This is a genomic window from Pseudogracilibacillus sp. SO10305 (assembly GCF_037072005.1).
Taxonomy (GTDB): domain Bacteria; phylum Bacillota; class Bacilli; order Bacillales; family Amphibacillaceae; genus Pseudogracilibacillus; species Pseudogracilibacillus intestinigallinarum.
The window spans coordinates 1-23237 of record NZ_JAXHDE010000007.1; the positions used below are offsets into that span (position 1 = coordinate 1).

The 23237-nt window shown below is 34.9% G+C and carries 24 protein-coding genes and 1 other annotated feature; of the genes, 15 read left to right on the plus strand and 9 right to left on the minus strand.

What is annotated here, in order from left to right:
* The first annotated feature begins 263 nt into the window (after nucleotides 1-263).
* The gene (locus SPD45_RS07100; RefSeq protein ID WP_336267051.1) at nucleotides 264-1025 is read left to right on the plus strand and encodes a polysaccharide deacetylase family protein; all 762 of its coding nucleotides are present in this window, start codon (nucleotides 264-266) and stop codon (nucleotides 1023-1025) included.
* Nucleotides 1026-1077: 52 nt separating this feature from the next.
* Here the strand turns inward: SPD45_RS07100 and SPD45_RS07105 are convergent, their stop codons facing one another.
* Nucleotides 1078-1956 (minus strand): KinB-signaling pathway activation protein, encoded by an 879-nt coding sequence (locus SPD45_RS07105; RefSeq protein WP_336267052.1) that lies wholly within the window; start codon nucleotides 1954-1956, stop codon nucleotides 1078-1080.
* A 69-nt stretch (nucleotides 1957-2025) separates the two neighbouring features.
* On the opposite strand from SPD45_RS07105, the gene gerD reads away from it, so the two are divergent.
* Nucleotides 2026-2628, plus strand: coding sequence for a spore germination lipoprotein GerD (gene gerD, locus SPD45_RS07110; protein WP_336267053.1), 603 nt, complete (start codon nucleotides 2026-2028; stop codon nucleotides 2626-2628).
* Between the two features lie 326 nt (nucleotides 2629-2954).
* Here the strand turns inward: gerD and SPD45_RS07115 are convergent, their stop codons facing one another.
* On the minus strand, nucleotides 2955-4022 hold the full coding sequence (locus SPD45_RS07115) for an Mrp/NBP35 family ATP-binding protein (protein WP_336267054.1): 1068 nt from the start codon (nucleotides 4020-4022) through the stop codon (nucleotides 2955-2957).
* Between the two features lie 76 nt (nucleotides 4023-4098).
* A complete protein-coding gene (gene cwlD / locus SPD45_RS07120; protein ID WP_336267055.1) occupies nucleotides 4099-4806 on the minus strand; it encodes an N-acetylmuramoyl-L-alanine amidase CwlD in 708 nt (235 codons plus the stop codon).
* Between the two features lie 147 nt (nucleotides 4807-4953).
* Between cwlD and SPD45_RS07125 the strand changes: the two genes are divergently transcribed.
* The 3 genes from SPD45_RS07125 to SPD45_RS07135 all read left to right on the plus strand — a co-directional run bounded on the left by SPD45_RS07125 (nucleotide 4954) and on the right by SPD45_RS07135 (nucleotide 8766).
* Nucleotides 4954-6033 carry an AI-2E family transporter gene (locus SPD45_RS07125; protein ID WP_336267056.1) on the plus strand — a complete coding sequence of 360 codons (1080 nt, stop codon included), beginning with the start codon at nucleotides 4954-4956 and terminating at the stop codon, nucleotides 6031-6033.
* 181 nt (nucleotides 6034-6214) lie between these two features.
* Entirely contained in the window at nucleotides 6215-6697 is a 483-nt protein-coding gene (locus SPD45_RS07130; protein WP_336267057.1) for a YbaK/EbsC family protein, read from the plus strand.
* A gap of 98 nt (nucleotides 6698-6795) precedes the next feature.
* Nucleotides 6796-7020: a binding site (T-box leader), on the plus strand.
* A gap of 72 nt (nucleotides 7021-7092) precedes the next feature.
* The gene (locus SPD45_RS07135) at nucleotides 7093-8766 is read left to right on the plus strand and encodes a 2-isopropylmalate synthase (RefSeq protein ID WP_336267181.1); all 1674 of its coding nucleotides are present in this window, start codon (nucleotides 7093-7095) and stop codon (nucleotides 8764-8766) included.
* Between the two features lie 15 nt (nucleotides 8767-8781).
* On the opposite strand, the gene SPD45_RS07140 is transcribed toward SPD45_RS07135, so the two are convergent.
* From SPD45_RS07140 to SPD45_RS07150, 3 genes are all read right to left on the minus strand, one after another.
* Entirely contained in the window at nucleotides 8782-9882 is a 1101-nt protein-coding gene (locus tag SPD45_RS07140) for a diguanylate cyclase (RefSeq protein WP_336267058.1), read from the minus strand.
* A 12-nt stretch (nucleotides 9883-9894) separates the two neighbouring features.
* Nucleotides 9895-11127, minus strand: a complete 1233-nt coding sequence (locus tag SPD45_RS07145) for an EAL and HDOD domain-containing protein (protein ID WP_336267059.1) — start codon at nucleotides 11125-11127, stop codon at nucleotides 9895-9897.
* A 97-nt stretch (nucleotides 11128-11224) separates the two neighbouring features.
* Nucleotides 11225-12118 (minus strand): DMT family transporter, encoded by an 894-nt coding sequence (locus tag SPD45_RS07150; protein ID WP_336267060.1) that lies wholly within the window; start codon nucleotides 12116-12118, stop codon nucleotides 11225-11227.
* Between the two features lie 181 nt (nucleotides 12119-12299).
* On the opposite strand from SPD45_RS07150, the gene SPD45_RS07155 reads away from it, so the two are divergent.
* From SPD45_RS07155 to SPD45_RS07165, 3 genes are all read left to right on the plus strand, one after another.
* A complete protein-coding gene (locus SPD45_RS07155) occupies nucleotides 12300-13655 on the plus strand; it encodes a sodium-dependent transporter (protein WP_336267061.1) in 1356 nt (451 codons plus the stop codon).
* A 332-nt stretch (nucleotides 13656-13987) separates the two neighbouring features.
* Nucleotides 13988-14890, plus strand: coding sequence for a DMT family transporter (locus SPD45_RS07160; protein ID WP_336267062.1), 903 nt, complete (start codon nucleotides 13988-13990; stop codon nucleotides 14888-14890).
* Nucleotides 14891-15145: 255 nt separating this feature from the next.
* Nucleotides 15146-15274: a hypothetical protein gene (locus SPD45_RS07165; protein WP_336267063.1), complete on the plus strand. Its 129-nt coding sequence runs from the start codon at nucleotides 15146-15148 to the stop codon at nucleotides 15272-15274.
* A 189-nt stretch (nucleotides 15275-15463) separates the two neighbouring features.
* Here the strand turns inward: SPD45_RS07165 and SPD45_RS07170 are convergent, their stop codons facing one another.
* Together SPD45_RS07170 and SPD45_RS07175 are read right to left on the minus strand one after the other, a co-directional pair.
* Nucleotides 15464-16246, minus strand: a complete 783-nt coding sequence (locus SPD45_RS07170; RefSeq protein WP_336267064.1) for a hypothetical protein — start codon at nucleotides 16244-16246, stop codon at nucleotides 15464-15466.
* A gap of 65 nt (nucleotides 16247-16311) precedes the next feature.
* Nucleotides 16312-17526, minus strand: coding sequence for a dicarboxylate/amino acid:cation symporter (locus SPD45_RS07175; protein ID WP_336267182.1), 1215 nt, complete (start codon nucleotides 17524-17526; stop codon nucleotides 16312-16314).
* A 279-nt stretch (nucleotides 17527-17805) separates the two neighbouring features.
* Between SPD45_RS07175 and SPD45_RS07180 the strand changes: the two genes are divergently transcribed.
* Nucleotides 17806-18150, plus strand: a complete 345-nt coding sequence (locus tag SPD45_RS07180) for a hypothetical protein (protein WP_336267065.1) — start codon at nucleotides 17806-17808, stop codon at nucleotides 18148-18150.
* A gap of 148 nt (nucleotides 18151-18298) precedes the next feature.
* On the opposite strand, the gene SPD45_RS07185 is transcribed toward SPD45_RS07180, so the two are convergent.
* A complete protein-coding gene (locus SPD45_RS07185; RefSeq protein ID WP_336267066.1) occupies nucleotides 18299-18616 on the minus strand; it encodes a hypothetical protein in 318 nt (105 codons plus the stop codon).
* A gap of 152 nt (nucleotides 18617-18768) precedes the next feature.
* Here SPD45_RS07185 and SPD45_RS07190 point away from each other — a divergent pair, with 152 nt between their 5' ends.
* The 6 genes from SPD45_RS07190 (at nucleotide 18769) to SPD45_RS07215 (ending at nucleotide 23206) form a co-directional block, all read left to right on the plus strand.
* Nucleotides 18769-19080, plus strand: a complete 312-nt coding sequence (locus SPD45_RS07190; protein ID WP_336267067.1) for a DUF4870 domain-containing protein — start codon at nucleotides 18769-18771, stop codon at nucleotides 19078-19080.
* Nucleotides 19081-19461: 381 nt separating this feature from the next.
* A complete protein-coding gene (locus SPD45_RS07195) occupies nucleotides 19462-20466 on the plus strand; it encodes an ABC transporter substrate-binding protein (protein ID WP_336267068.1) in 1005 nt (334 codons plus the stop codon).
* A gap of 21 nt (nucleotides 20467-20487) precedes the next feature.
* Nucleotides 20488-21468 (plus strand): FecCD family ABC transporter permease, encoded by a 981-nt coding sequence (locus SPD45_RS07200; protein ID WP_336267183.1) that lies wholly within the window; start codon nucleotides 20488-20490, stop codon nucleotides 21466-21468.
* A 1-nt stretch (nucleotide 21469) separates the two neighbouring features.
* Complete coding sequence (locus SPD45_RS07205) at nucleotides 21470-22306, plus strand: ABC transporter ATP-binding protein (RefSeq protein WP_336267069.1); 837 nt, start codon at nucleotides 21470-21472, stop codon at nucleotides 22304-22306.
* On the plus strand, nucleotides 22275-22787 hold the full coding sequence (locus SPD45_RS07210; protein WP_336267070.1) for a HugZ family pyridoxamine 5'-phosphate oxidase: 513 nt from the start codon (nucleotides 22275-22277) through the stop codon (nucleotides 22785-22787). Before SPD45_RS07205 ends, SPD45_RS07210 begins: the two co-directional genes overlap by 32 nt.
* Nucleotides 22787-23206, plus strand: a complete 420-nt coding sequence (locus tag SPD45_RS07215) for a DinB family protein (RefSeq protein WP_336267071.1) — start codon at nucleotides 22787-22789, stop codon at nucleotides 23204-23206. The genes SPD45_RS07210 and SPD45_RS07215 overlap by 1 nt, the downstream gene beginning before the upstream one ends.
* Nucleotides 23207-23237 lie beyond the last annotated feature (31 nt).

A 23237-nucleotide genomic window follows, 5' to 3' on the forward strand; every position in this document is an offset into this window, starting at 1 on the left:
TTTCGTTCGTCTTTTATTGACGACAGAAATAACTATATCACACGACAAAAACCTTTTCAACAAAAATGATTATTTTTATATATTTTATTTTAATTTTGTTTATATCTATTCATAAAACACATATTATAGAATCTTTATCCCATTTCAAACGGTTCATTTGAAAGCATGCGAAATGTTATGTAACAGCTTCTGCATTTTCTTTACTCATTATTTTCTCTCCTTCTTCATATATATAAGACAACCATGCTAAGAGGAGTGAAAATATGTTTGCATTTTACATATGGGATTTTCGTAAAAGAAAAAAGTACATACTTTTAGGTTGTATTTCCCTTCTACTACTTGTAGGATTATTTTTCTTCTTATATTCTAATTCCAATTTATTTTTTGAAGAGGATAAAGAAGTAGCTTTAACAAAAGGTAATGTGAAAAATAATAAAGTCGCTCTCACATTTAATGTTAGTTGGGGAGATGAAAAAGTTAATGACATACTTGATATATTAGACAAACATAAAGTAAAAGCTACATTTTTCTTAAATGGAGAATGGGCAGAACGCCACCCTCATATCGTGCAAAAAATCGCGGAAGCTGAACATGATATTGGAGCGCTCGGATATCGATATGAAACGTATATTGATATGCCTTTATATGAAGTAAAACAGGACATGTCTTTAGCATTAGAGGTTTTTAAAAAACTACATATCGATACACTTCCATATTTTCGAGCACCGAATGGACATGTCAATAAGGACATTTTCTCCATTGCGGAACAATTAAATGTCCAAATGGTTCATTGGAGTGTGCAAGTGGATGACTGGAAAAATCGCGACGTCAAAAGTATGACACAAAAATTACAAAAAGAAGTAAGTGAAGGAGATATTGTTTTATTACACGCATCAGATGCTGCGATAAAAACAGCTGATGTGCTTGATGAAATTATTCCGTTTTTAAAAAAGAAAAAACTTACATTAACAAAAATTTCGGAACTTATTTATGAAATTGATATAGAGGAAAAAGTAGTTCCGTAAAAAAGCTATTACCTAAAATGCAATTGCCCCATTTTAGGTAATAGCTTTTATCTTACTTTTTTCGTTTCTTTTTCGGGCGCTTTTTCTTCGTGCCTCTTTGTTGTTGTTCTAATTTCCTTTTTTCTCGTGCTGCTCGTTGTCTTGCTAATACCGCCTCTTTTTCAGCAGCAATGATTTGTTGCTCTTTTTCTTCCACTTTCTTTAATTGCTCTTCTTTTCCTTCTGCTTCTAATTTTTCTTTTTGTTTTGCAATTCGTTCCATTCGACGATTATGAATTCTTGCACGATGTTCTTCATCTACTGCTGTTACTTTATGTAATTGTAAAATTTGGTATGCAGTTGCAACTAAAACCGGCACTAACATTAATGTGATAAACGCTGTATCTGCAGGTCGTAACACTAATGTTAATTCTAATGCGGTTACAACAACCATCACAAACAATGTAGGTATAAAAGCTGATGGATTTGTTTCTTTTACTTTAATACGCGCAATAATAATACCAAAAACTAGTACGACAATCGTCATTCCAATTTTAAACATAAGAGGAATTTCTTTGCTCGATAAATAAATTAAATCGAATAAAGCAAACAAAATAACGAGAATTTGTACCATTGGCCAATATGATTTAAAGAAACCTTGACCGAAACGATGGACAAATAAATAAGCGAAAAATCCTGTTTGGGCAACAACAGTAAAGACTAAAGCATACCCAAGGAAAAATAAAAACACCCCTAATAATTCTATCGCATCAAATGGTTGTAAAAAGTTTGCATATTCTCCCCACTTAACGATAAAACTAGTTAATAAACCAGCAAGTCCACCATATATTAATGTCTTAAAAAACATATGAACTAATTTACGACTATTCACTAATATGCCTCCTAAATAAGCACGTTCTGTACCATTCCATATTTTATCATGAACAATCATATTTTTCTTCTCTTAAGTGAATATAATTTGTGACAAATTTGCATATTACATATATGGGAGGTTATACAGTTGATAAAAACACGCAATATTTTACTTGGAATAATTTTATTTCTAACTGGATGTGCTATAGAAGAGGAGGCTCGTGAAAAAGATTATGATGCAACAAAAAAGATGGTAATGGATATTGTTCAAACGGAAGAAGGAAAAAAAGCCATTCGTGATGTCATGCGTGATGAAGAGATGAAAAAACTCCTCGTCATAGATGCAGATGAAACGAAACAAGCAATTGAAGAAACATTATCCTCTGAGCAAAGTGTCGACATGTGGAAAAAACTATTTGAAGATCCGACATTTATCGAGGTTTTTTATAAATCTGTCGAAGATGAACATAAGAAATTTATGGAGAAGTTATTGGCTGATCCGGCGATTCAAGAAAAAGTAATGGAAATATTAGAGGATCCAAAGATGACGGATCAATTTGAAAAGTTGATGAAAAGTACTACGTATAAAGAACATTTAAAAAAGGTTATCGAAGAAACATACGAAACACCGACATTTAAAAAGCGTACACACGATATAATGAAAAAAATTGTCGAAGAAAAGGATAAAGATGAAAATAAAAAGAAGGAAAAGAGTCAAAAGGAAGAAGCCCCTGATGATGAAGAAATGTAAAAAGACCATCCTACTAGCTGTTTGCGTTGGATAAAGTTCTCTTATCAAAAAGAGCTTTGGACTTGGTTAGTAAAAAGAGGACAAAACAAGAACAAAGAGATTTATGGATTGTGTCAAAATTAAATGCACTATACGTATCCAATTAATAAATAAACCAAGTCCAGACCCTAACAAAATAAGTCTGAACTTGGTTTACGTTTACACTCTCACGAGAACCTACCCTCACTTTTAATGCTTGTTAGAGGTAGCATTCGTGTTGCAAGTTCCCTTTAAATTGTCTTAATTTTTTCTCGGAATTTATTTCCAAACTTACATTCATAGAGAAATTACTTATTTTCTTCCGCTTCCTCAATCTGTGCAATCACTTTTGCAGCGATACGGCGGTACTCTTCCCCATTTGGATGATCTTCTTGATACACTGATGGAGCAAAAACATCCTCTTCTTCATATGGCTGTTGTAAAGATAAACGTCCAAGTACTTTTGTTTGCAGTACTTCTGCTAACTTATCTCCACCACCACGTCCGAAGACATATTCTTTTTCTCCTGTTACTTCACTTTCGAAGTATGACATATTTTCTACTACCCCTAAAATTTTATGGTCCGTTTTTAATGCCATTTGACCCGCACGTGCCGCAACGAATGCAGCTGTTGGATGTGGTGTTGTAACGATTACTTCATTACATGTCGGTAATAGTTCGTGTACATCCATTGCGATATCTCCAGTTCCAGGAGGTAAGTCTAATAATAAGTAGTCTAGTTCGCCCCACTCTACTTCTCTAAAGAAATTGTTTAACATTTTCCCTAACATTGGTCCACGCCAAATGATCGGTGAGTTATCCTCAACGAAGAAGCCCATAGAAATTAATTTCACTCCAAATCGTTCCACTGGAATAATTTTTTCTCCACGAACGACAGGGCGTTCTTCTACTCCCATCATATCTGGCACACTGAAGCCGTAAATGTCGGCATCAATAATACCAACTTTCTTTCCTAAACGTGCTAATGATACGGCGATATTTACAGTAGCTGTTGATTTTCCAACGCCACCTTTCCCACTCGCGATCGCTACATAATGTGGTTGTTTCGCTGCACCTAAAATGGAATTATCTTGCTCGCTAGCAGGTTGGAATTTTTGAATAATGTCATCTGGTAACTGTTCAAAACGTAAGCCAACTGTACTTGCTCCGTTTTTCTTTAACACACCGACTAGTTCTTGTTGTAACTGCATTTGTTCTGCTGTATTTGGCTTTCCAATCGCTAATTTCACACTAACATGTTTCTTCTCTTCGTTAATGGAAACCTCTACGATTCCTTCTGTATCTTTTAAAGGTGTATGTAAAAATGGATCTTTCACTTCTGCTAATAACTCTATTACTTGTTCCTTTGTTAACATGAATGTTGCACCATCCTTAACTAATTAAAAATTTACTTCATAACTATGAATAGTATAACATTAATCGGCGTGAAATCTAATTTATTTGTTCGGTCTGTTCCTCCACCATATATTGCAAAACACCTTTATATATACTCATAGCAACCTTTTCTTGGTATGATGTTCTTTGCAACAGTTCTCTTTCGGAGTCATTGGATAAAAATCCTACTTCGACGAGTGCACCCGGAACTTTTGAATGTTTTAATAAATATACATGGCTCATTTCTAACGGTGTACGTGTCGTGTTTTCCAAATTTTGAATGAATGATTCTTGAATATAGGAGGCAATTTTTTTGTTTTTCACATATTTTTTATGGTAAAAGGTTTGGGCTCCACGCCATGTTTTAGATGTTAATGAATTTAAATGAATCGTTAAAAAAAGATCTGCATTCGATTCATGAATGAAATCGACACGCCTTCTAATATCTGTCGCTTTTTTCCGTTCTACTTGCTCCTTCCCAACTAAATCTTTATCCTCTTCTCGCGTGACATACACAATTGCTCCGGCTTGTTCTAAAAGTTCGCGCGTTTTTAATGCTATGATGAGAGCAATCTCCTTTTCTTCTACCCCTTCAACGACCGCCCCACTATCATATCCACCATGGCCTGGGTCTAATACGATCACTTTTCCTGCTAAAGGCATTTGCACGGTTAACATATCCACTTGTACAGAGGTTGTCCGCCAAAACAACACTCCTAATATAACGACACTTAATATAACGCCTAATTTTTTCGTTCGAAACATTATCACATTTCTCCTCCATCTATTTATATAAATATACGAGAAGAAATTTATAATTATTCCTTTTATGAAATGATTATGTTCTTTGCTTTTATGCTATAATAATAAAAAGAAAAGAAGTTTCTTCGAGAGAAAAGAGGCTGATGTTGATTGACGAGAAAGTTATGGTTTCAAATTGCAATTGCAGTATTACTATCCTTGTTCATTATTAAATATGTTGTGGAAGTAAATTGGATTTTTTCCCCAATTTTAATTGTATTAAAAACAATATTTATCCCACTTTTAATGGGGGGCGTTTTATTTTATATCGCACAACCATTACAAAGTTTTTTAGAAAAATTCAAAATTCCTCGTTGGGGGAGCATCATTATTATCTTTTTAATCTTTACCGGATTAATTGCAACAGCGGTTCTAGTCGTTGGCCCACCAATTACAGAACAAGTAACAAGATTAGCAGAAAGTACACCTGCATTTATTTATCAATCTAATATACTTATTTTACAACTAGTAGATTTTCTCGGGGATATGCCCCCATGGATGGAAGATGCCGTAAATAGTTTAAAGGACAATTTACAAGCTTTCACGATGCAATTTGGAAAATGGACGGTAACATTGTTCCAATCAGTTTTTCAAGGAACACTTATTTTAATTTTGACACCATTTTTCTTCTTATTTATGTTGAAAGATCATGAAAAATTAGTGCCATTCGTTTCACAATTTTTTAAAGGTGATACGAAAGAATGGGTCATCAAAACATTTAAAGATATCGATGATGTATTAAGTTTATACATACGTGGACAAATTTTAATTAGTTTCATTCTAGCAACGATGTTGTTTCTCGGGTATACATTAATTGATTTGAACTATGCTTTATTATTAGCTGTTTTCGCATTTGCAATGAACATAATTCCGTTTATCGGACCGTGGATTGCCTTTATACCAGCTCTACTTATCGCTCTATTTCAAAATCCAATGCTCGTTATTGCGGTATCGATTATTACACTCGTTGCACAACAAATCGATGCACAAATTATTACACCAAATATTATGGGGAAAACATTAAATATTCATCCATTAACGATCATTACTATTTTATTAGCAGCTGGAAATATTGCGGGATTTTTAGGAATTTTACTAGCAGTGCCAGGGTATGCAGTTGGAAAAGCGATAGTTTCTAACCTTTATGAACGTCGGGAGGAAATTAAAAAGACTGCTTTAAAAGATGTATAACTTTTAGTAAATGAATATAAACAATAAGGTCGAGACAAAATTTTGCACATAGGCTAAAAGGATGTCTCGGCTTTTTATGTAAACAATCCATATTCTCTTACTTTCTTGACGAAAACTACTTTGCTCGCTATAGTTGAATATTGAATAAACTGAATATTTATACTAATTAGGAGGCCAAAACATGTCTTTAGAAAGTGTAAGACACTATTTTGAACAATTTCAATTAACACATAAAATAATGGAGTTTGACACATCAAGTGCAACAGTGAGTGATGCCGCAGCAACAATTGGAGTAAAAGAAGCACAAATTGCCAAAACTTTATCCTTTCGCGCGAAAGATACGGATGAAGCAATCTTAGTCGTTGCAGCCGGTGATACGAAAATTGATAACAAAAAATTCCGTTCGCAATTCCATATAAAAGCACGTATGTTATCTCCTGAGGATGTGTATGAACAAACAGGTCATAAAATTGGCGGTGTTTGCCCTTTCGGTTTAAAAAATGACTTACCAGTTTATTTGGATGAATCTTTGAAAAGATTTGATACTGTCTATCCTGCTTGTGGTAGCGCAAATTCTGCTATCGCGTTAAACTGTGAGGACCTTTTTACATACGCTAATGCTGAAGGATGGGTCGATGTGTGTAAAGGATGGCAAGAAGAATAAAATTATTTAAAAATAGATTATATTAAATTTTCTAAAAATACATATTATTCTGTTGACATTTTAACTTATAGTTTATATGATTGTATTTAACAATAAAATACGTTGCTTTGATTGGAAGTAGTAAAAGGTTCATAATGCGCTAGAGAGCCGATGGTTGGTGAAAATCGGACATTGTAACCTTTGAACTCGTCCAGGAGCAAACGACCCTGAACAAATATAGTAAGGGAAGTCGGATAGAAACCGTTATATATGTCGAGTAGGATATGTTGTTAGAACAACATATCAATTAGAGTGGTACCGCGAGTATAAGTCTCGTCTCTACAATTGTAGAGATGAGGCTTTTTTATTTTTTCGTTAAAAAACTATAAAAATATGAGGAAAGAAGGAAGATGAACATGATGAATAGCAACAAGTACACAAGAGGATATTTTATGCCGCCAGTCGAAAGCCTAAAGTGGACACAAAAAGAGTATATTACGGAAGCACCTATCTGGTGTAGTGTAGACTTACGTGATGGAAACCAAGCATTAATTATTCCAATGAACTTAGAAGAAAAATTAGAATACTTCCAAATGCTTGTTGATATTGGTTTTAAAGAAATTGAAGTCGGTTTTCCTGCAGCATCTGAAACTGAATTCACCTTTTTACGTCGCCTCATCGAAGATAATTTAATTCCAGATGATGTAACAATCCAAGTATTAACACAAGCACGTGAACATATTATTAAACGTACCTTTGAAGCACTTGAAGGTGCAAAAGATGCAGTTGTCCATGTGTATAACTCCACTTCTGTTGCACAACGTGAACAAGTTTTCCGTAAAACAAAAGAAGAGATTGCTCAAATTGCTGAAACAGGCGCACATTTACTAAAAAAATATGCAGAGCAAACGCCAGGTAAATTTACATTCCAATATTCACCTGAAAGTTTCACAGGTACAGAAATAGATTATGCGTTAGAAGTTTGTAACAGGGTCATTGATATTTGGGAGCCGACTGCCGACAATAAGATTATTATTAACCTACCTGCAACTGTTTCGATGTCAATGCCACACGTATATGCAAGTCAAATTGAGTACATGAGTGACAACCTGAAACGACGTGATCATGTGGTGCTTTCTGTACACCCACATAATGACCGTGGAACTGGTGTAGCTGATACAGAGCTTGCTATGTTAGCCGGAGCAGACCGTGTAGAAGGAACGATGTTTGGAAATGGAGAAAGAACAGGAAACGTAGATATCGTTACACTTGCATTAAATATGTATTCACATGGGGTAGATCCAAAATTAAAATTTGATCATATTCGCGAAATCATTGAAAAACACGAAAGATTAACTCGTATGCACGTCCCGGAAAGACAGCCGTATGCTGGTGAATTAGTCTTTACAGCATTTTCTGGTTCACACCAAGATGCCATTGCAAAAGGAATGAAATGGCGCGAATCAGAAGATCGTGCACATTGGACAGTTCCATACTTACCGATTGACCCATTAGATATCGGTCGTGAATATGAAGGAGATATCATTCGAATTAACTCACAATCTGGTAAAGGTGGCGTAGCATATATACTAGAACAATCCTATGGCATTGATTTACCGATGGAAATGCGCGAAAGCTTCGGATATGAAGTGAAAGACGTATCAGACAAAAACCATAAAGAACTTTCCCCGGAAGAAATTTACGATATTTTCATGGAACAATATGTAAATATTGAAAAACCAGTAGAGTTTGTCAAATTTGCTTACACTCAAAATGGTGAATATGAAGTAAATGTGACGATTCTATTTAATGGTGAAGAGATGGTTTGTACTGGACGAGGAAATGGACGTTTTGATGCGATAAGTAATGCCATTAAAAATGAATTTCACGTCGATTTCTCTGATTTAACATATCGTGAACATGCTCTTGCCATTGGATCTAGCTCTAAAGCAATTTCTTATGTCGGTTTCCGAAGTGAAGATGGAGAAGTATACTGGGGCAGTGGTATTGATACAGACATTATTGAATCATCCATTAAAGGATTATTCAGTGCTGTGAATAAAATGTTAGTAAATAAAGTACATGCATAATAAAAGGTTGGCATATTAATTTGATATGCCAACCTTCTTTTTGTCGTGATAATGATAAAATTTATTTTTCCCATCATTTTTTGCATAATACATTGCTTTATCCGCTTTTCGATAAAGCTCCTCGACTGTTCTACCATCAATAGGAAAAGTACTTGCGCCGGAAGATACGGTAAACTGAATTTTATTTTCACTATCTATATAATGAATTTTTTCGGCGACTTTTCGCTGTAAAGATTCGCCAATCAATTTTACTTCACCTTCATTTTTCCCTGGTAAAAATACAATAAACTCTTCTCCACCGAACCGATATGCATCCCCTTCATATTTCCTGCCAACTTCTTGTAATTGCATTGCAAAACTCTTTAATACTTCGTCTCCAATTTGATGCCCATACGTATCATTTATTTGTTTAAAATTATCAATATCTAATAATATGATAGAAAACATTTCCGTTCGCTGTTTCAAGAATGTTTCAATAATTTGTAAAAATTTTCGGCGATTATATAATCCCGTTAATATGTCTACTTCAGATTCTTTACGATGAACATCAAACATGTAGAAATGATCTTCTAATAGGACCATCAATCGAATGACGACATAAAGTGAAAGGTTGGTGAAGAAAAGAAAATAAAAGCTGTATAACAGTGTCTCCACGGAAACTCCCGTTATATATAGTAATACAATACCGGTTTGTACAATCATCAAATTTAAAAAATACTTTGCATTTTTATAATTAAGTGGTAGCTTTTTCGATAACACAATTAAAAAGATGGTTGAAACAATCGTGTTGAACCCACCAATAATCGCAACTGATGAAAACCCACCAATGATAACTCGAATGATTCCAAGTAAAAGCCCACTTGTAAATAAGGCGATTGGCCCTCCTAAAATCCCTGATAAAATAATTGGCACAGTTCTTGTATCAATCAACACTTCTGGTGTAACTCGAATACTCGTTTCAATTAAAATAAGTCCGATACCACCACTGAAAATACCAATCGATATTTTATGTATAATCGTATGGCTAGCAAACTTATTTATTCTCCGAGAATATGTAAATAAAAGTACGCTAAACGTAAATAGAACACATAAATTAATTATTGTCGTTAGAACCATAGACATCCCTACTTACATAAATTTTGTTGTCCACTTATGTGCTTCTCTTGTCATTTTTCTTAACTTCTTCTGCTCCACTTGTAGTAACGATGCATAATATTCGATTTCCTCCATGTCCAAACGTTCTACAGCTATGCTTAACTTCAAATATGGTGTCATCGGTGTTTCTTTACCAATTAACGTATCATTTATAATGTCCGTAAAATGTAACCGAGGTAATATACTGTCCCAATTTTGATTCATTATAATATCAATCATAGAAAACATACCTACTAAAAAATACATGTCGGGATTGCTCTTTTGTTTATGCTCAGCTAATAATTCGCATGTTTTCGCGCGTACTAACGATGCCTGGATTAAAGCATTTGTACGCCCATCCTCTTGCCCAAGATCTCTAAATAATAATACCCGGAACCACTTTTTCGTTTCCTTTAATCCCATTAACATAATCGCTTGTTTGATCGATTTAATTTCATTTGGAATATCGAAAGTGACCGAATTGATGTAACGTAATAATTTATACGTTAAAGATAAATCATGTTGAATAAGTTGTGTTATTTCTTGTACATCGACATTTTCTCGATTTAACATTTGGAATACATGGAAGTGCAACACTTGATTCATTGGAATATCTGTACCTTTTACAATTTCTGGTTCTGCAAAAAAATACCCTTGAAATAAATGATATCCGTCTTTTTTCGCTTGTTCATACTGTGCTTCTGTTTCAATTTTTTCAGCTAATAAAGATAAATGAGGATATTGTTTTAATATTCGTTCCATTCTTTTTCGTTCATTAGGCGGGGTAAATAAGTAATCAATTTTCACAATATGAACCAATTTAAACAAAGCATCATATGCAACCGTCTCGTCGTGCATGACGAAATCATCCAATGCTATCGTAAATCCTTTATAATGTATCTTTTTTATTTGTTCGATTACTTCTGTTGTCATTTCCACATCTTCTAACACTTCAATGACGACATAGTTAGGATTTAACTGGTTCATTACTTCATCAAATAAAAGTGTTTCTGTGAAATTTATAAATGACTTTTTTTGCCCTATAACTTTGTCTTTTCCAATCGTTAAAAATGTATGAATGATTAATTGCAATGTTGCATCTTCAGGATTTACACCTTTCGGAAAAAAGTTAGAATCATCTACTCGATACAATAGTTCATATGCATAAATATTTTCATTTCGGTCAAAAATTGGCTGTCGTCCAACAAACACATCATAATCATTCAATGCATTCACCCTTTTCCACATTTTACCTATATGTACTATTATACCATTTTCATTACATGTAGCGCATCTTTATACCTATATTTTCCCACAAGAAGACTTATGAAACAATTCGCTTTTTTGCATCTTTTCTTCTTTTAAAATATAAAAACGGTTTTAATTCTGCAATTAAAATCGCTGTCATAATTAACACCGCTCCGAAAATCATACGTCCAGATAACACTTCATGTAAAATGAGAACCGACATTATCGTGCCGAATAATGCCTCTGTGGATAATATAATAGCTGCACGAGTTGCAGTAGTATATTGAAACGCCCAATTTTGGCATACATAAGCAATCGTTGTTGAAAAAATCGCTAAATAGATGATTGCATACCAACCTTCTTTTTCCATCGTTACTGTGAAATCTCCTTGAAAAAGTAATACAATCGCTCCGATACACGACGCTGTCATAAACTGTACAATCGTCAAAGAAAGGGCATCTTCTTTTTGCACAAAAACATTTGTAAAAAAGATGTCAAAAGCAAACCCTATTGCACAGAGCAATGTTAAAAAGTCCCCTAAATTTATCGTAAACGACCCTTGTAACGATAAAAACCCAATCCCTATGAGTGCAAGGATGGATGCAATTACTTCTTGGCGGTCGATCGCTCTTCGGAATGCAAAAAAAGCAATAATCGGTACGACTACGACATTTACTGCAGTAATAAATGCGTTTTTCGATGGAGTCGTATACTCTAATCCAACTGTTTGCAGGGCAAATGATATATATAAAATAATCCCGAGTACGATTCCTCGCCATACAATCGATAGATTAAAATTTTTAAATTTATACCCAAAAATAATGATTAATATGAATGTCGCTAAAATAAATCTTCCTGCCATTACTTGATAAGCCGTTAAATATTGTAAAGCTATTGCTGTTACAACAAACCCACTCCCCCAAACAAATGCAGTAATTAGTAACATCGCATCTCCCATATACCGTTTCATGGCGTTCCTTCTTTCTCTCTTTTATACTGTTATCAATATACCATAAAGATATAGTGGACACTTATGTTTTCATAATTTTAGCAATATTTTATTTATTTTCAATTCACAGGAAATCATTCATCGTTTTAATCTATTCATGATATAATCTATTTTTATCAACGTATTAGAAAGGAAATATATAATGAAACAGTCTGAACAATGGGCGTCAAAACTTGGCTTCATTTTAGCTACAGCAGGTTCTGCAATCGGTTTAGGTGCAATATGGAAATTCCCTTATATTGCAGGTAAATCAGGTGGAGGAATCTTTTTACTAATCTTTTTAATTTTTACAGTTTTTATCGGTTTACCAATACTATTAGCTGAATTCGTTATTGGACGCGGGTCTGGTAAAGATGCAATATCTGCATATCGATTTTTCAAACCGCATAGTAAATGGTATCTTGTCGGTTTATTAGGTATGATTACATGTTTTATTTTATTATCATTCTATAGTGTTGTCGGTGGATGGATTTTACTTTATATGGTTGAGGCATTGCTTGGAAACGTTTCGGGCATTTCTTCAGATAGCTATGGGGAACTTTTTAATACACTTATTAGCAACCCTACTTATGCTATTTTATCTCAGTTCATCTTTATGATTATTACCATTTGGGTCGTTGCCCGTGGAATTCAAAACGGGATTGAAAAGGCGAGCAAAATTATGATGCCCGCACTTTTTGTTGCTTTTATTATTTTAATTATTCGATCACTAACATTAGATAATATCGGAGAAGGGTTATCATTTTTCTTTTATCCCGACTTCTCAAATTTAAGTTCTGATACGATTTTATTCGCTTTAGGACAGTCCTTTTTCTCCATAAGTGTTGGGGTGTCCGTTATGGTTACCTATAGTTCATACTTATCGAAAAAGGAAGATTTACCAAAATCTGCAACGACGATTGTTTTAATGAACGTCTTTATTTCTATTTTAGCTGGATTAGCTATTTTTCCTGCTGTTTTTTCATTTGGTTTTGAACCGACAGATGGACCAGGATTATTATTCATCGTCCTACCAGCTGTTTTTGATCAAATGCCGTTTGGGGTTATTTTCTTAATTGTGTTTTTATTATTATTTTTATTCGCTACCTTAACATCGGCATTTTCTATGTTAGAAATTATCGTCGCCGCAGTTACAAAGGGAGATACGACGAAAAGAAAAAAAGTTACATGGATTACAGGAATCCTTATTTTTATCGTCGGAATCCCGTCGGCTTTATCTTTCGGAATGCTTGGAGACATAACAATTTTTGGCCACATCATTTTTGATGCTGCAGACTTTTTAGTATCGAATATTTTAATGCCAATTGGTGCATTAATGATCGCTATTTTTGCTGCTTTTAAAATTCCGAAGAATGTGCTTTGGGATGAGATGAGTGCTGGATCCACTATTGGCAAAAGACTCTTCGCATCGTGGCTATTTTTAATGAAATTCATTGCACCTGTTGCAATTATTATCGTCTTTTTAGATGTAATTGGCGTGTGGAAGTTTATTTTCTAATGTGTAAAAGATAGAGGATAAAGCAAATATCGGATTTCAGTCGACTGTGTTAGGTGAGGTTTTAACTGGCACTGAAATCCTTTTAATTTATAACAATTTTTTAGACCTTTAATTTTTAAGCTATTTAAGCTAAACTGGAATTGGATCATTATGAACTCCGACATCATTTTGTATGTACTGCATGATGTGGGCGATAATAAGGTCCTTTTTTCATGGAGTTTTTTCTTTGTAAGCAACGACTGTTAAGATTGAATCTCCTAACATCTGTACATCATGAATTTTCTAGGTATGTAACGTCCCTAGAGTTAACTTAATGTGTAAGGAGGATGTTTATGTTTAAATCTTATATTTGGCTCACTTTTTGTGTAGTTGTTTGGGGAAGTAATTTTGTTTTCGGAAAGATATTAGTTCAATATTTTTCACCTGCTCTTGTTACGAGTTTACGATTATGTATGATTGTCAGTTTTCTACTTTGTTTATCACTTTTTTATCGTTATAAACAAAAAGTACGCTATAAAAAAGATTTTATTTTGCTCATCGTTTTAGGAAGTGTCGGCATATTCGTTAACCAATGGTCATTTTTCAACGGTTTAACAACTGCCGATCCAACAACTGCCGCATTAATTCTTGCAATGACACCCATTGTAACCGGCTTTTTGGCGGCAATTTTTCTAAAAGAGAAAATAACAATTCGCATGCTTTTAGGCTCAGTTGTAGCATTGGTGGGAATTTATTATGTCGTTACAAATGGTAATTTAACTCAAATCCAATTAGATAAAGGGTTATTATGGATCATTCTTACGATGCTGACTTTTTCCATTATGATTATTATAACAAGGTTACTTAGTAGGCGTATCGATCCGTTTACGGTCACCCTTTATTCTAATATTATTGCGTTGTTTATTTCCATCCCGTTTATTTTTATTTCCACGAATAGTGGACCTCAATTGTTAAAGTCCACGTTCAATATTTGGCTATTTTTAATTGTGACGGCAATCATCGTTCACGGGTTAGCAAATCTTATGTGGAACAATCATATTCGAAATGTAGATGCTTCAAAAGCTTCGATACTAACAAATTTAGAACCATTTGTTGCAATGGTTGTTGGTTTTATCATTCTAGCAAAACCAATTACGGGAACAGAATTATTCGGAGCACTTCTTATCGTTTCCGGTGTTGTTTTATCAACCTATCAGCATGCACATAAACATAAGTTTACTGTTACAAGAAAATAGAGAAAAGCTAAGGAATTTAATTTTTGTTAACTACAATCTAGAAAACACGAATCATTCATGATAAATAATCACTTTAATCATGTTTGATACGTGTTTGCTTGCGATATATATCCGGCGCTATTCAAGTTAACTTATTATGTTGTACCAAGCTTTTTCTCGCTTTATTTTTCTTGTATTATAAGTCCCCGTTGTCGAACGTCGATTAATTGATTCTGCTCTTTTGATTCTGCGGTAACTATTGGTAGTGACAATTCTTTGTTCATGGTTTTGAGTGGATTAGTTTGGACTGTTCCAAAAGTAGTTTGTATTGATATTGTTGGCAGTGGCGCCGCTTGTAATGACGTTGTTCGTATTGGCGTCGTTGGTAGTCGCAAGTTAATATGATGATTATTGCAAAACTGAGAGACATGTCATTTAAAATAGGGGGATGAGGAAAAGGCATAAAATTTAATTGCTTTTAACAATATAAGAGCGTCCTTAAAATTTGGAAATTGCTCATTCCGAATTTTAAGGACGCTATTGTTTTTTTGTATTATAGAATTGTATAGCCTCTTTGTTTAGTAGAGAGCGCGCTTAGTTTATGCACTTTAAATCGGGATATTTTTGCTTTTGAGAACGCAGAGTTGGCCCTTGCGTCCTTGAGTTTCGATTTTTTGCGATTTCGAGGACGGTAGAATGGTCCAGCGTCCTTGAGTTTTGGTTTTTCGCGATTTCGAGGACGGTAGAGAGACCCAGCGTCCTTGAGATTTGAGTTTTTGCAATTTCAGGGACGGTAGAATGGTCCAGCGTCCCTGAGATTTGGTTTTTCGCGATTTCGAGGACGATAGAATGGCCCAGCGTCCTTGAGTTTCGATTTTTTGCGATTTCGAGGACGGTAGAACGGTCCAGCGTCCTTGAGTTTCGATTTTTTGCGATTTCGAGGACGATAGAGAGACCCAGCGTCCCTGAGATTTGGTTTTTCGCGATTTCGAGGACGATAGAATGGCCCAGCGTCCTTGAGTTTTGGATTTTCTCAATTTCAGGGACGGTAGAACGGTCCAGCGTCCTTGAGATTTGAGTTTTTGCAATTTCAGGGACGGTAGAACGGTCCAGCGTCCTTGAGATTTGGTTTTTCGCGATTTCGAGGACGGTAGAATGGCCCAGCGTCCTTGAGATTTGAGTTTTTGCAATTTCAGGGACGGTAGAATGGTCCAGCGTCCCTGAGATTTGGTTTTTCGCGATTTCGAGGACGATAGAATGGCCCAGCGTCCTTGAGTTTCGATTTTTTGCGATTTCGAGGACGGTAGAATGGCCCAGCGTCCTTGAGTTTCGATTTTTTGCGATTTCGAGGACGGTAGAAACTCCCCTAGCACACATAAACTCACACTTCCACCATTCTCAAATAAATCAGATCAACCACACACACTTAATTCAACTTTTTATTATTTCTTTTCAAACGCTGAGCGATCGATTTCCCCTTCTGTACCTGCAACAACAACTGCTGCAGACGCATCTCCAACAATGTTCGCTGTTGTTCTAAACATATCTAAAACACGATCGATTCCAGCAATTAATGCAATCCCTTCTAACGGTAAACCTACTGCACCTAATACCATAGCAAGCATAATCATACCTGCTCCAGGAACACCTGCAGTACCGACTGATGCTAATACCGTCGTAATAACAACTGTTAATAATTGCATAAACGTTAAATCTAAACCATAAAATTGTGCAATAAATACAACTGCAACCCCTTGATAAATGGCAGTCCCATCCATATTAATCGTTGCACCTAACGGCAACACGAAACTACTAATTTTATTCGAAACACCAAGGTTTTCTTGCGTATTTTTCATCGTTACTGGCAACGTTCCTGCACTACTTGCTGTACTAAATGCAACAAGCGCTGCCGGTGCAATCCCTTTGAAAAACACTATTGGGTTCATGTTTGCAAAAATTTTAGCTGATAAAGAATAGACGACAATCGCGTGTACAATACAGGCAATTGCAACTGCTAAAATTACTTTTAATAAAGGTAATAAAACAGATGGTCCGTACTCCCCAACGATTGGTGCCACTAAACCTAATACCCCAATCGGTGCAAAGCGCATTACAATATCTGTTATTTTAAACATAATTTCTGAAAAGGACTCAAAAAAGGTTTGGACTGGCTTTGCTTTATCACCAATTAATGTAATGGCTAAACCGACGAATACCGCGAAGAAAATAATTTGTAAAATATCTGCATTCGCTAATGCTTCAAATGGGTTTGTCGGTACGATATTTAAAAATGTATCAATAATTCCTTCTGATTCATTTACTTCAACTTCCTCTACTTCTCCTACATCAATGGATAAACCTTTCCCAGGCGATACGATGTATGCAAAACTTAATCCGATCGCAATAGCAATAGCTGTTGTAATCATATAATAAATGATTGTCTTTCCACCAACACGTCCTAATGACTGGGGATCTCCAATACTTGCTACCCCAATAATAAGTGTCGATAGTACGAGCGGTGCAATAATAAACTTAATTAGGCGGAGAAACAAATCTCCTAATGGTGCTATCACGCTAATAGATTCACCTACTACAATTCCAAGTATAATTGCAACGATGAAAGCGATTAAAATTTGGGTTAATAAATTCATTCTCAATAGTTTCAATTTCTTTCCACCTACTTTCCTTTATTCAAACAACTGCTTCATAATAACAAAGAAAACACTTACATGTCAAAATTTTTCCATAGTAGAAAAAATTATCACTGTTTATAAAATCATTGCTAATTTCTTATCAAAACCATTCACCACCTAAGAAGCGCAACTCAGTATGCAAATCTTTCCATTCCCCCTTCTTTTGAAACTTTCGTTTGTAAATTAAAACGCTTTCATATATGATGATACAAAGGGTTTATTTTGAAATATGGGGTGAGGTATATGTTAAAAATCGGGATTATTTTGCTAGGTATATCGAATTTACTTTCTGCTACAATCCCTACAGGAATGTTCATGTTAATTGTTATTAGTATGATGCATCAAGGCTTTCATATAGAAAACATTTTTATCCTTCTTATCATTTTCGCATTAGAAATAATTAAGTGGATTGCATTTTATCAAATCATTAAAAACGACAAAATAAAATGGTACAGCTTTTATATCGTTTATAGCATTCCTATTATTATTGTATCCATTAACAACCCACTATATGCTACACTTCTTTTAGGCTATACGCTTGCATTTGTAGCATTACATTTACATCGAAAATCATTAGTAGCGGCATGATCTTAAATATATATTTAAAAATTTTTTGTCTCTCTACATACAAAGAGATTGAGACATCGTTAGAAAACAGTAGGCATCCACACTTATGTTTGGTGCCTTTTTTCATGTTTTATCCTAACAACCATATAGCCTCAATCTCATGTATCATCTATTTTCCAAATCCAATCTCTTCTAACTTCCGTCTCGTTTCATCCGTACCAAAACGATAAATAAATTTGTATGCTTCCATTAAATTATCGTGTTCTGTTTGGCGTATGTCTTCTACCTCATCTTCATCAAAGGGCTTTGTAGCTAAGTTACGCATCGCAAACCAAAAATTTTGATGTTCATTATCTCGCAATAAAACCTCTAATTCTTTAATTTCCTGCTCTGTTGCAATCACTTCATACTCTGTCGTATCATCTACACTTACCTTTGTGATAGATTCTTTATCAAGCGAAATAAAATATGATTTTTTCGCAATCATGATGAACGCCTCCTTGTAAAAATATATACCCACCTCATAAATTTTCAAACAAGAGAAAGATACATTTTGTAAGGCTTATGTAAGAAAAATCATGCATAGATGTAAGCTAGACATGTTATAATAGATATAGAAATTGAGAGGAGCGATGTATTATGACAGAAAATAAAGTACTATCATCATTGTCTTATTTCAGCTTATTTTTCGCGCCAGTTTTATTTCCAATTATCGTTTACTTCCTGACAAGTGGTGAAACGAGACGACATGCAAGAAACGCATTTGCGTCACATATTATTCCTAGTGTATTATTAATCGGTGGTGGAATCACTATTGGATTATTCGGTATAAATGGTTGGACACATGCGCCAATTTCTCTTGCATTATTATTTATCGTTTTTGCAATCTTATCGTTTGTATTATTAATTTACAATATCGTACTTGGCATTAAAGTACTTATAGAAGAATAATGAAATAACATCAAATCATTATAAGTTTGGAACAAATAAAAAGTTAACACGAAACACGACTACACATGCAAAATTTCTAAAATGAGGATGTTGCATGAACCGTTCGTATTTCGAAAACTTTTCCTCCCTTTGTTCCAAACTTTTTTCATTTACTCCCCCACTCCACTTAGATTCCAAAAACCTACTCCCCCTTATAACAAGTCGTTTTTCATACAAAATTACTACTAATGTCCTCCTTACATTTTTATGCGTAAAAAACTATTTTATAAAAACAATTGCTTTTCCAATTGATAACGGTTATCATTATCAATATAAATGAAAATGATTATCAATTAAGCGCGCATAATTGGTAAACCATCTTAAATTAGGAGGATTTTACGAATGAGAAAGTCTTTTATTTTCATATTTATCATTGCTACAGTGCTACTTGTAGGTTGTGGCAATACAGGAGAAACGAAAAATACATCTAATACCGTAACAGAAGTAAATGAACAAAATAATGAAGGTGTAAATGAGAATGACAACGATAAAAAGAGTTCCGGAGCACACGCAAGTGCTGAACGGGATTTAGATGAAACATTGGCACAATTTCCAAAAGAAAAAGTAGACAAAGTGATTACGACCTCTGTTCCAATCGCTGAAATTTTACATACGTTATCTATCACACCTGTAGGCGTACCGACTTCTACTAACCCATTACCAGAATCATTTGCAAATATAGATGAAATAGGTTCACCGATGGCACCAGATTTAGAAAAAATGACCGATTTAGAAGCTGACTTAATTTTAAGCTCGAATGCATTAGAAGATTCATTGGAAGAAAGTTTAGAAGGAATGGATTTAGAGCGTGCTTATCTTCCAACAGATTCATATGAAGATTTAAAATTAAGCTTAGAAGCTTTAGGCATTTATTTTGAAAAAGAGGATGAAGCAAATACATTGTTACAAGAAATTGAAGAAAATGAAGCTTCTTTAAAGGAAGAATTAGCAGGAAAGGACTTACCCTCTGTCCTTCTTATTATCGGTACAGCAGATTCGTTTATGGTAATGAGTGAAGAATCATATTTAGGAAGCTTAATTAACACATTTGGGGCTGAAAACATCGCTACGACGGAATTAAAAGTAGAAGATCGTTATTCTCCTATCAATATGGAAAGCATTATTGCAGCAGATCCTGACATCGTTTTCGTACTTTCTTCTTTAGATCATGGTGCTTCTGAAGATATGTATGAAAAAGAAATCGAAAGTAGTGAAGCGTGGAAAAACTTATCTGCTTACAAAAACGATCAAATACATACGGTGGACTATAGCACATATGGCGTAACATCTATTTTAAACGTCAATAAAGCTTTATCAGAAATTGCACAATATTTTAATGTGGAATAAGAGGGATTATTCGTGAATCGTATGACTAAAAACACTTCCATCATCATCGGAACATGTATCATTACATTACTACTAGCTATTATCGCGATTGGACTTGGAAGTGTCCCGATATCCGTGCCAGATATTTTTAAAACATTATTTCATCAAGCGACCATGGACAAACACGAAACGATTATATTTGATATTCGTTTACCAAGAGTCGTCCTAGCTCTCGTCATCGGAGCAAATATTGCTATATCTGGTGCATTATTACAAGCTGTCATGGGAAATCCGCTTGCAGACCCTGGATTAACAGGAGTAACAAGCGGGGCAGCTGCTTTTGTTTTATTGATCATGCTCGCATTTCCAGAATATACACAACTCATTCCCATAGCGGCATTTGTTGGTGGATTTATTGCAGCTGGAATTGTTTATGCACTAGCATGGAAACGAAATGGTATTTCGCCGATTACAATTATTTTATCTGGTGTCGCTGTAAACGCATTATGTGGAGGAGCCATTGGATTTTTAACGATTATTTATAGTGATCGACTTCCTTCTGCCGTGCAATGGTTAAACGGAAGCCTTGCTGCAAAAGGAGCATCCGCACTTTGGATGGTGTTACCATATGCAGTTATCGGTTGGATCTTATCATTATTTGCCATCCGAAAAGCAAATATGATTCGTATGGGAGATCAAGTTGCAACGAATCTAGGAGAAAATGTACACCGCATTCGGATTAGTTTATCTATTTTAGCGGTTTTCCTAGCAGCAATATCTGTTGCAGCTATTGGTATGATAGGGTTTGTCGGTCTTATTGTGCCACATATGGCAAGGCTTATTGTCGGTTCTAATTACAAAGCATTATTACCGATGAGCATGGTATTAGGCGCACTCGTTTTACTCGTTGCGGACACATTAGGGCGCACCGCTTTTGCTCCTTTAGATATACCTGCCGGGATTTTTATGGCATTAATTGGTGGTCCATATTTTCTATATTTAATGAGAAAGAAGGCGTTTTAATATGTTACAAGTAGACTCTGTTTATATTCGTTATGACAAACAAGATATTGTAAAAGATTGCTCCTTCTCATTGAACGAAGGGGAAATATTATCGATTATTGGACCAAACGGTTCCGGTAAATCAACTCTCTTAAAAGCGATATCTGGATTTATTCCATACCGCGATGGAACTATTTTATTAGAAGGAAAACCGTTAAAATCAATCCATAAAAAACAACTTGCAAGACAAATGTGTATATTAAGCCAAAAAAATGATGTCCCTAATGACATGACAGTCGAGGAACTTGTGACCTATGGTAGATATCCACATAAAAAGTGGTATGAAAAAATAAATAAAGAAGATACGGACATTATTAGTTGGGCGATTGAAAAAACTCATTTGACAGATTATCGTGACAGAACCGTTTCTTCTTTATCTGGTGGTGAATCCCAAAGAGTATGGATTGCCATGGCATTAGCTCAAAGGCCAAAACTATTACTCTTAGATGAACCGACAACCTATTTGGACATATCACACCAACATGAAGTGTTAGAGTTAGTGAAAGAACTGAATGAAGAAATGAATATGACCGTTATCATGGTTTTACACGATTTAAATCAAGCGTCACGTTACAGTGACAAAATTCTCGTCATTCAACATGGCGAAAAACAAATGTATGGAACATCGAAAGAAGTGATGACCGAAAACATGATTCGGGACGTATATCATATGGATGCAGAAGTACAACATGTACAAGAGGAAAATCCACGGATTCACCTAATTTGTTCATGTAAACATTTAAAGGAAAATGAACGGGGGACTTATTGTGAAAAAGAGTATCGATGTAGCAAAATATAAAGAAATGTATCGGACGTTTGTCGATAAAAAGGAAACAGTCGTATTAAGTTTTATCGATGAACATGGTGTACCTTTCAGTAGTGTGGCACCTTTCATTGAACATGATGGAAAATTATATGTTTATATTAGTCAAGTAGCTGAACATTATCATTTAATGGAAACGAATCGCAAAGTCGATGTACTCATCATTGCCGACGAAGCAGATTCCAATAATCGTTTCGCTACTGAAAGAGCGCGTTGGGTATGTACTCCAAAAAACATCGGAAACGAAGGACATGAAAACATTTTTACTGCTTTTAATGAAGCTTTCGGAGAAAAAATGATGACGATGTTACGAGGATTAGATTTCTCCCTATTTGAATTAACACCTGATATGGGTCGTTACGTCGTTGGATTTGGCCTTGCATTTAATACAAATTTAGACGGGTCCATTTTTGAACATGTGGTTGTCGATAAAAATAATAAGGCGGGAGCAAAATAATGACATTTTCTACTATATTACCAATGTGGAATATTACTCGGAATAAATTTACGGAAAAAATTGAAAACCTGGACGAACATCTTTTAACAAAAAAGTTAGACGGTATGACAATCGGGGAGTTAGCATATCATACTGGGGAAGTAGAGTATATGTTTGCTACATGGTTTTTCGATATAGAAGCTCCTGAGAATATACCAGCAAACATCCAAGCGAATAAAACGGCACTTGTACAATTTTTACACGATGCAAACAAACATTTTACTTATGCGATGGAACAATTAGATGAGGAGAAATGGCATGAAGTCATCGCTTCTCGAATGGGAGAAACAACTCCTGCAGAAGCAGTTGCGCGCCTCATCTATCATACTGGTATCCATGCTGGTCAAATTTCTATCATAGAAAAGACCACTACACATTAAGAAAAAACGGACATAAACAGATCAACGTATA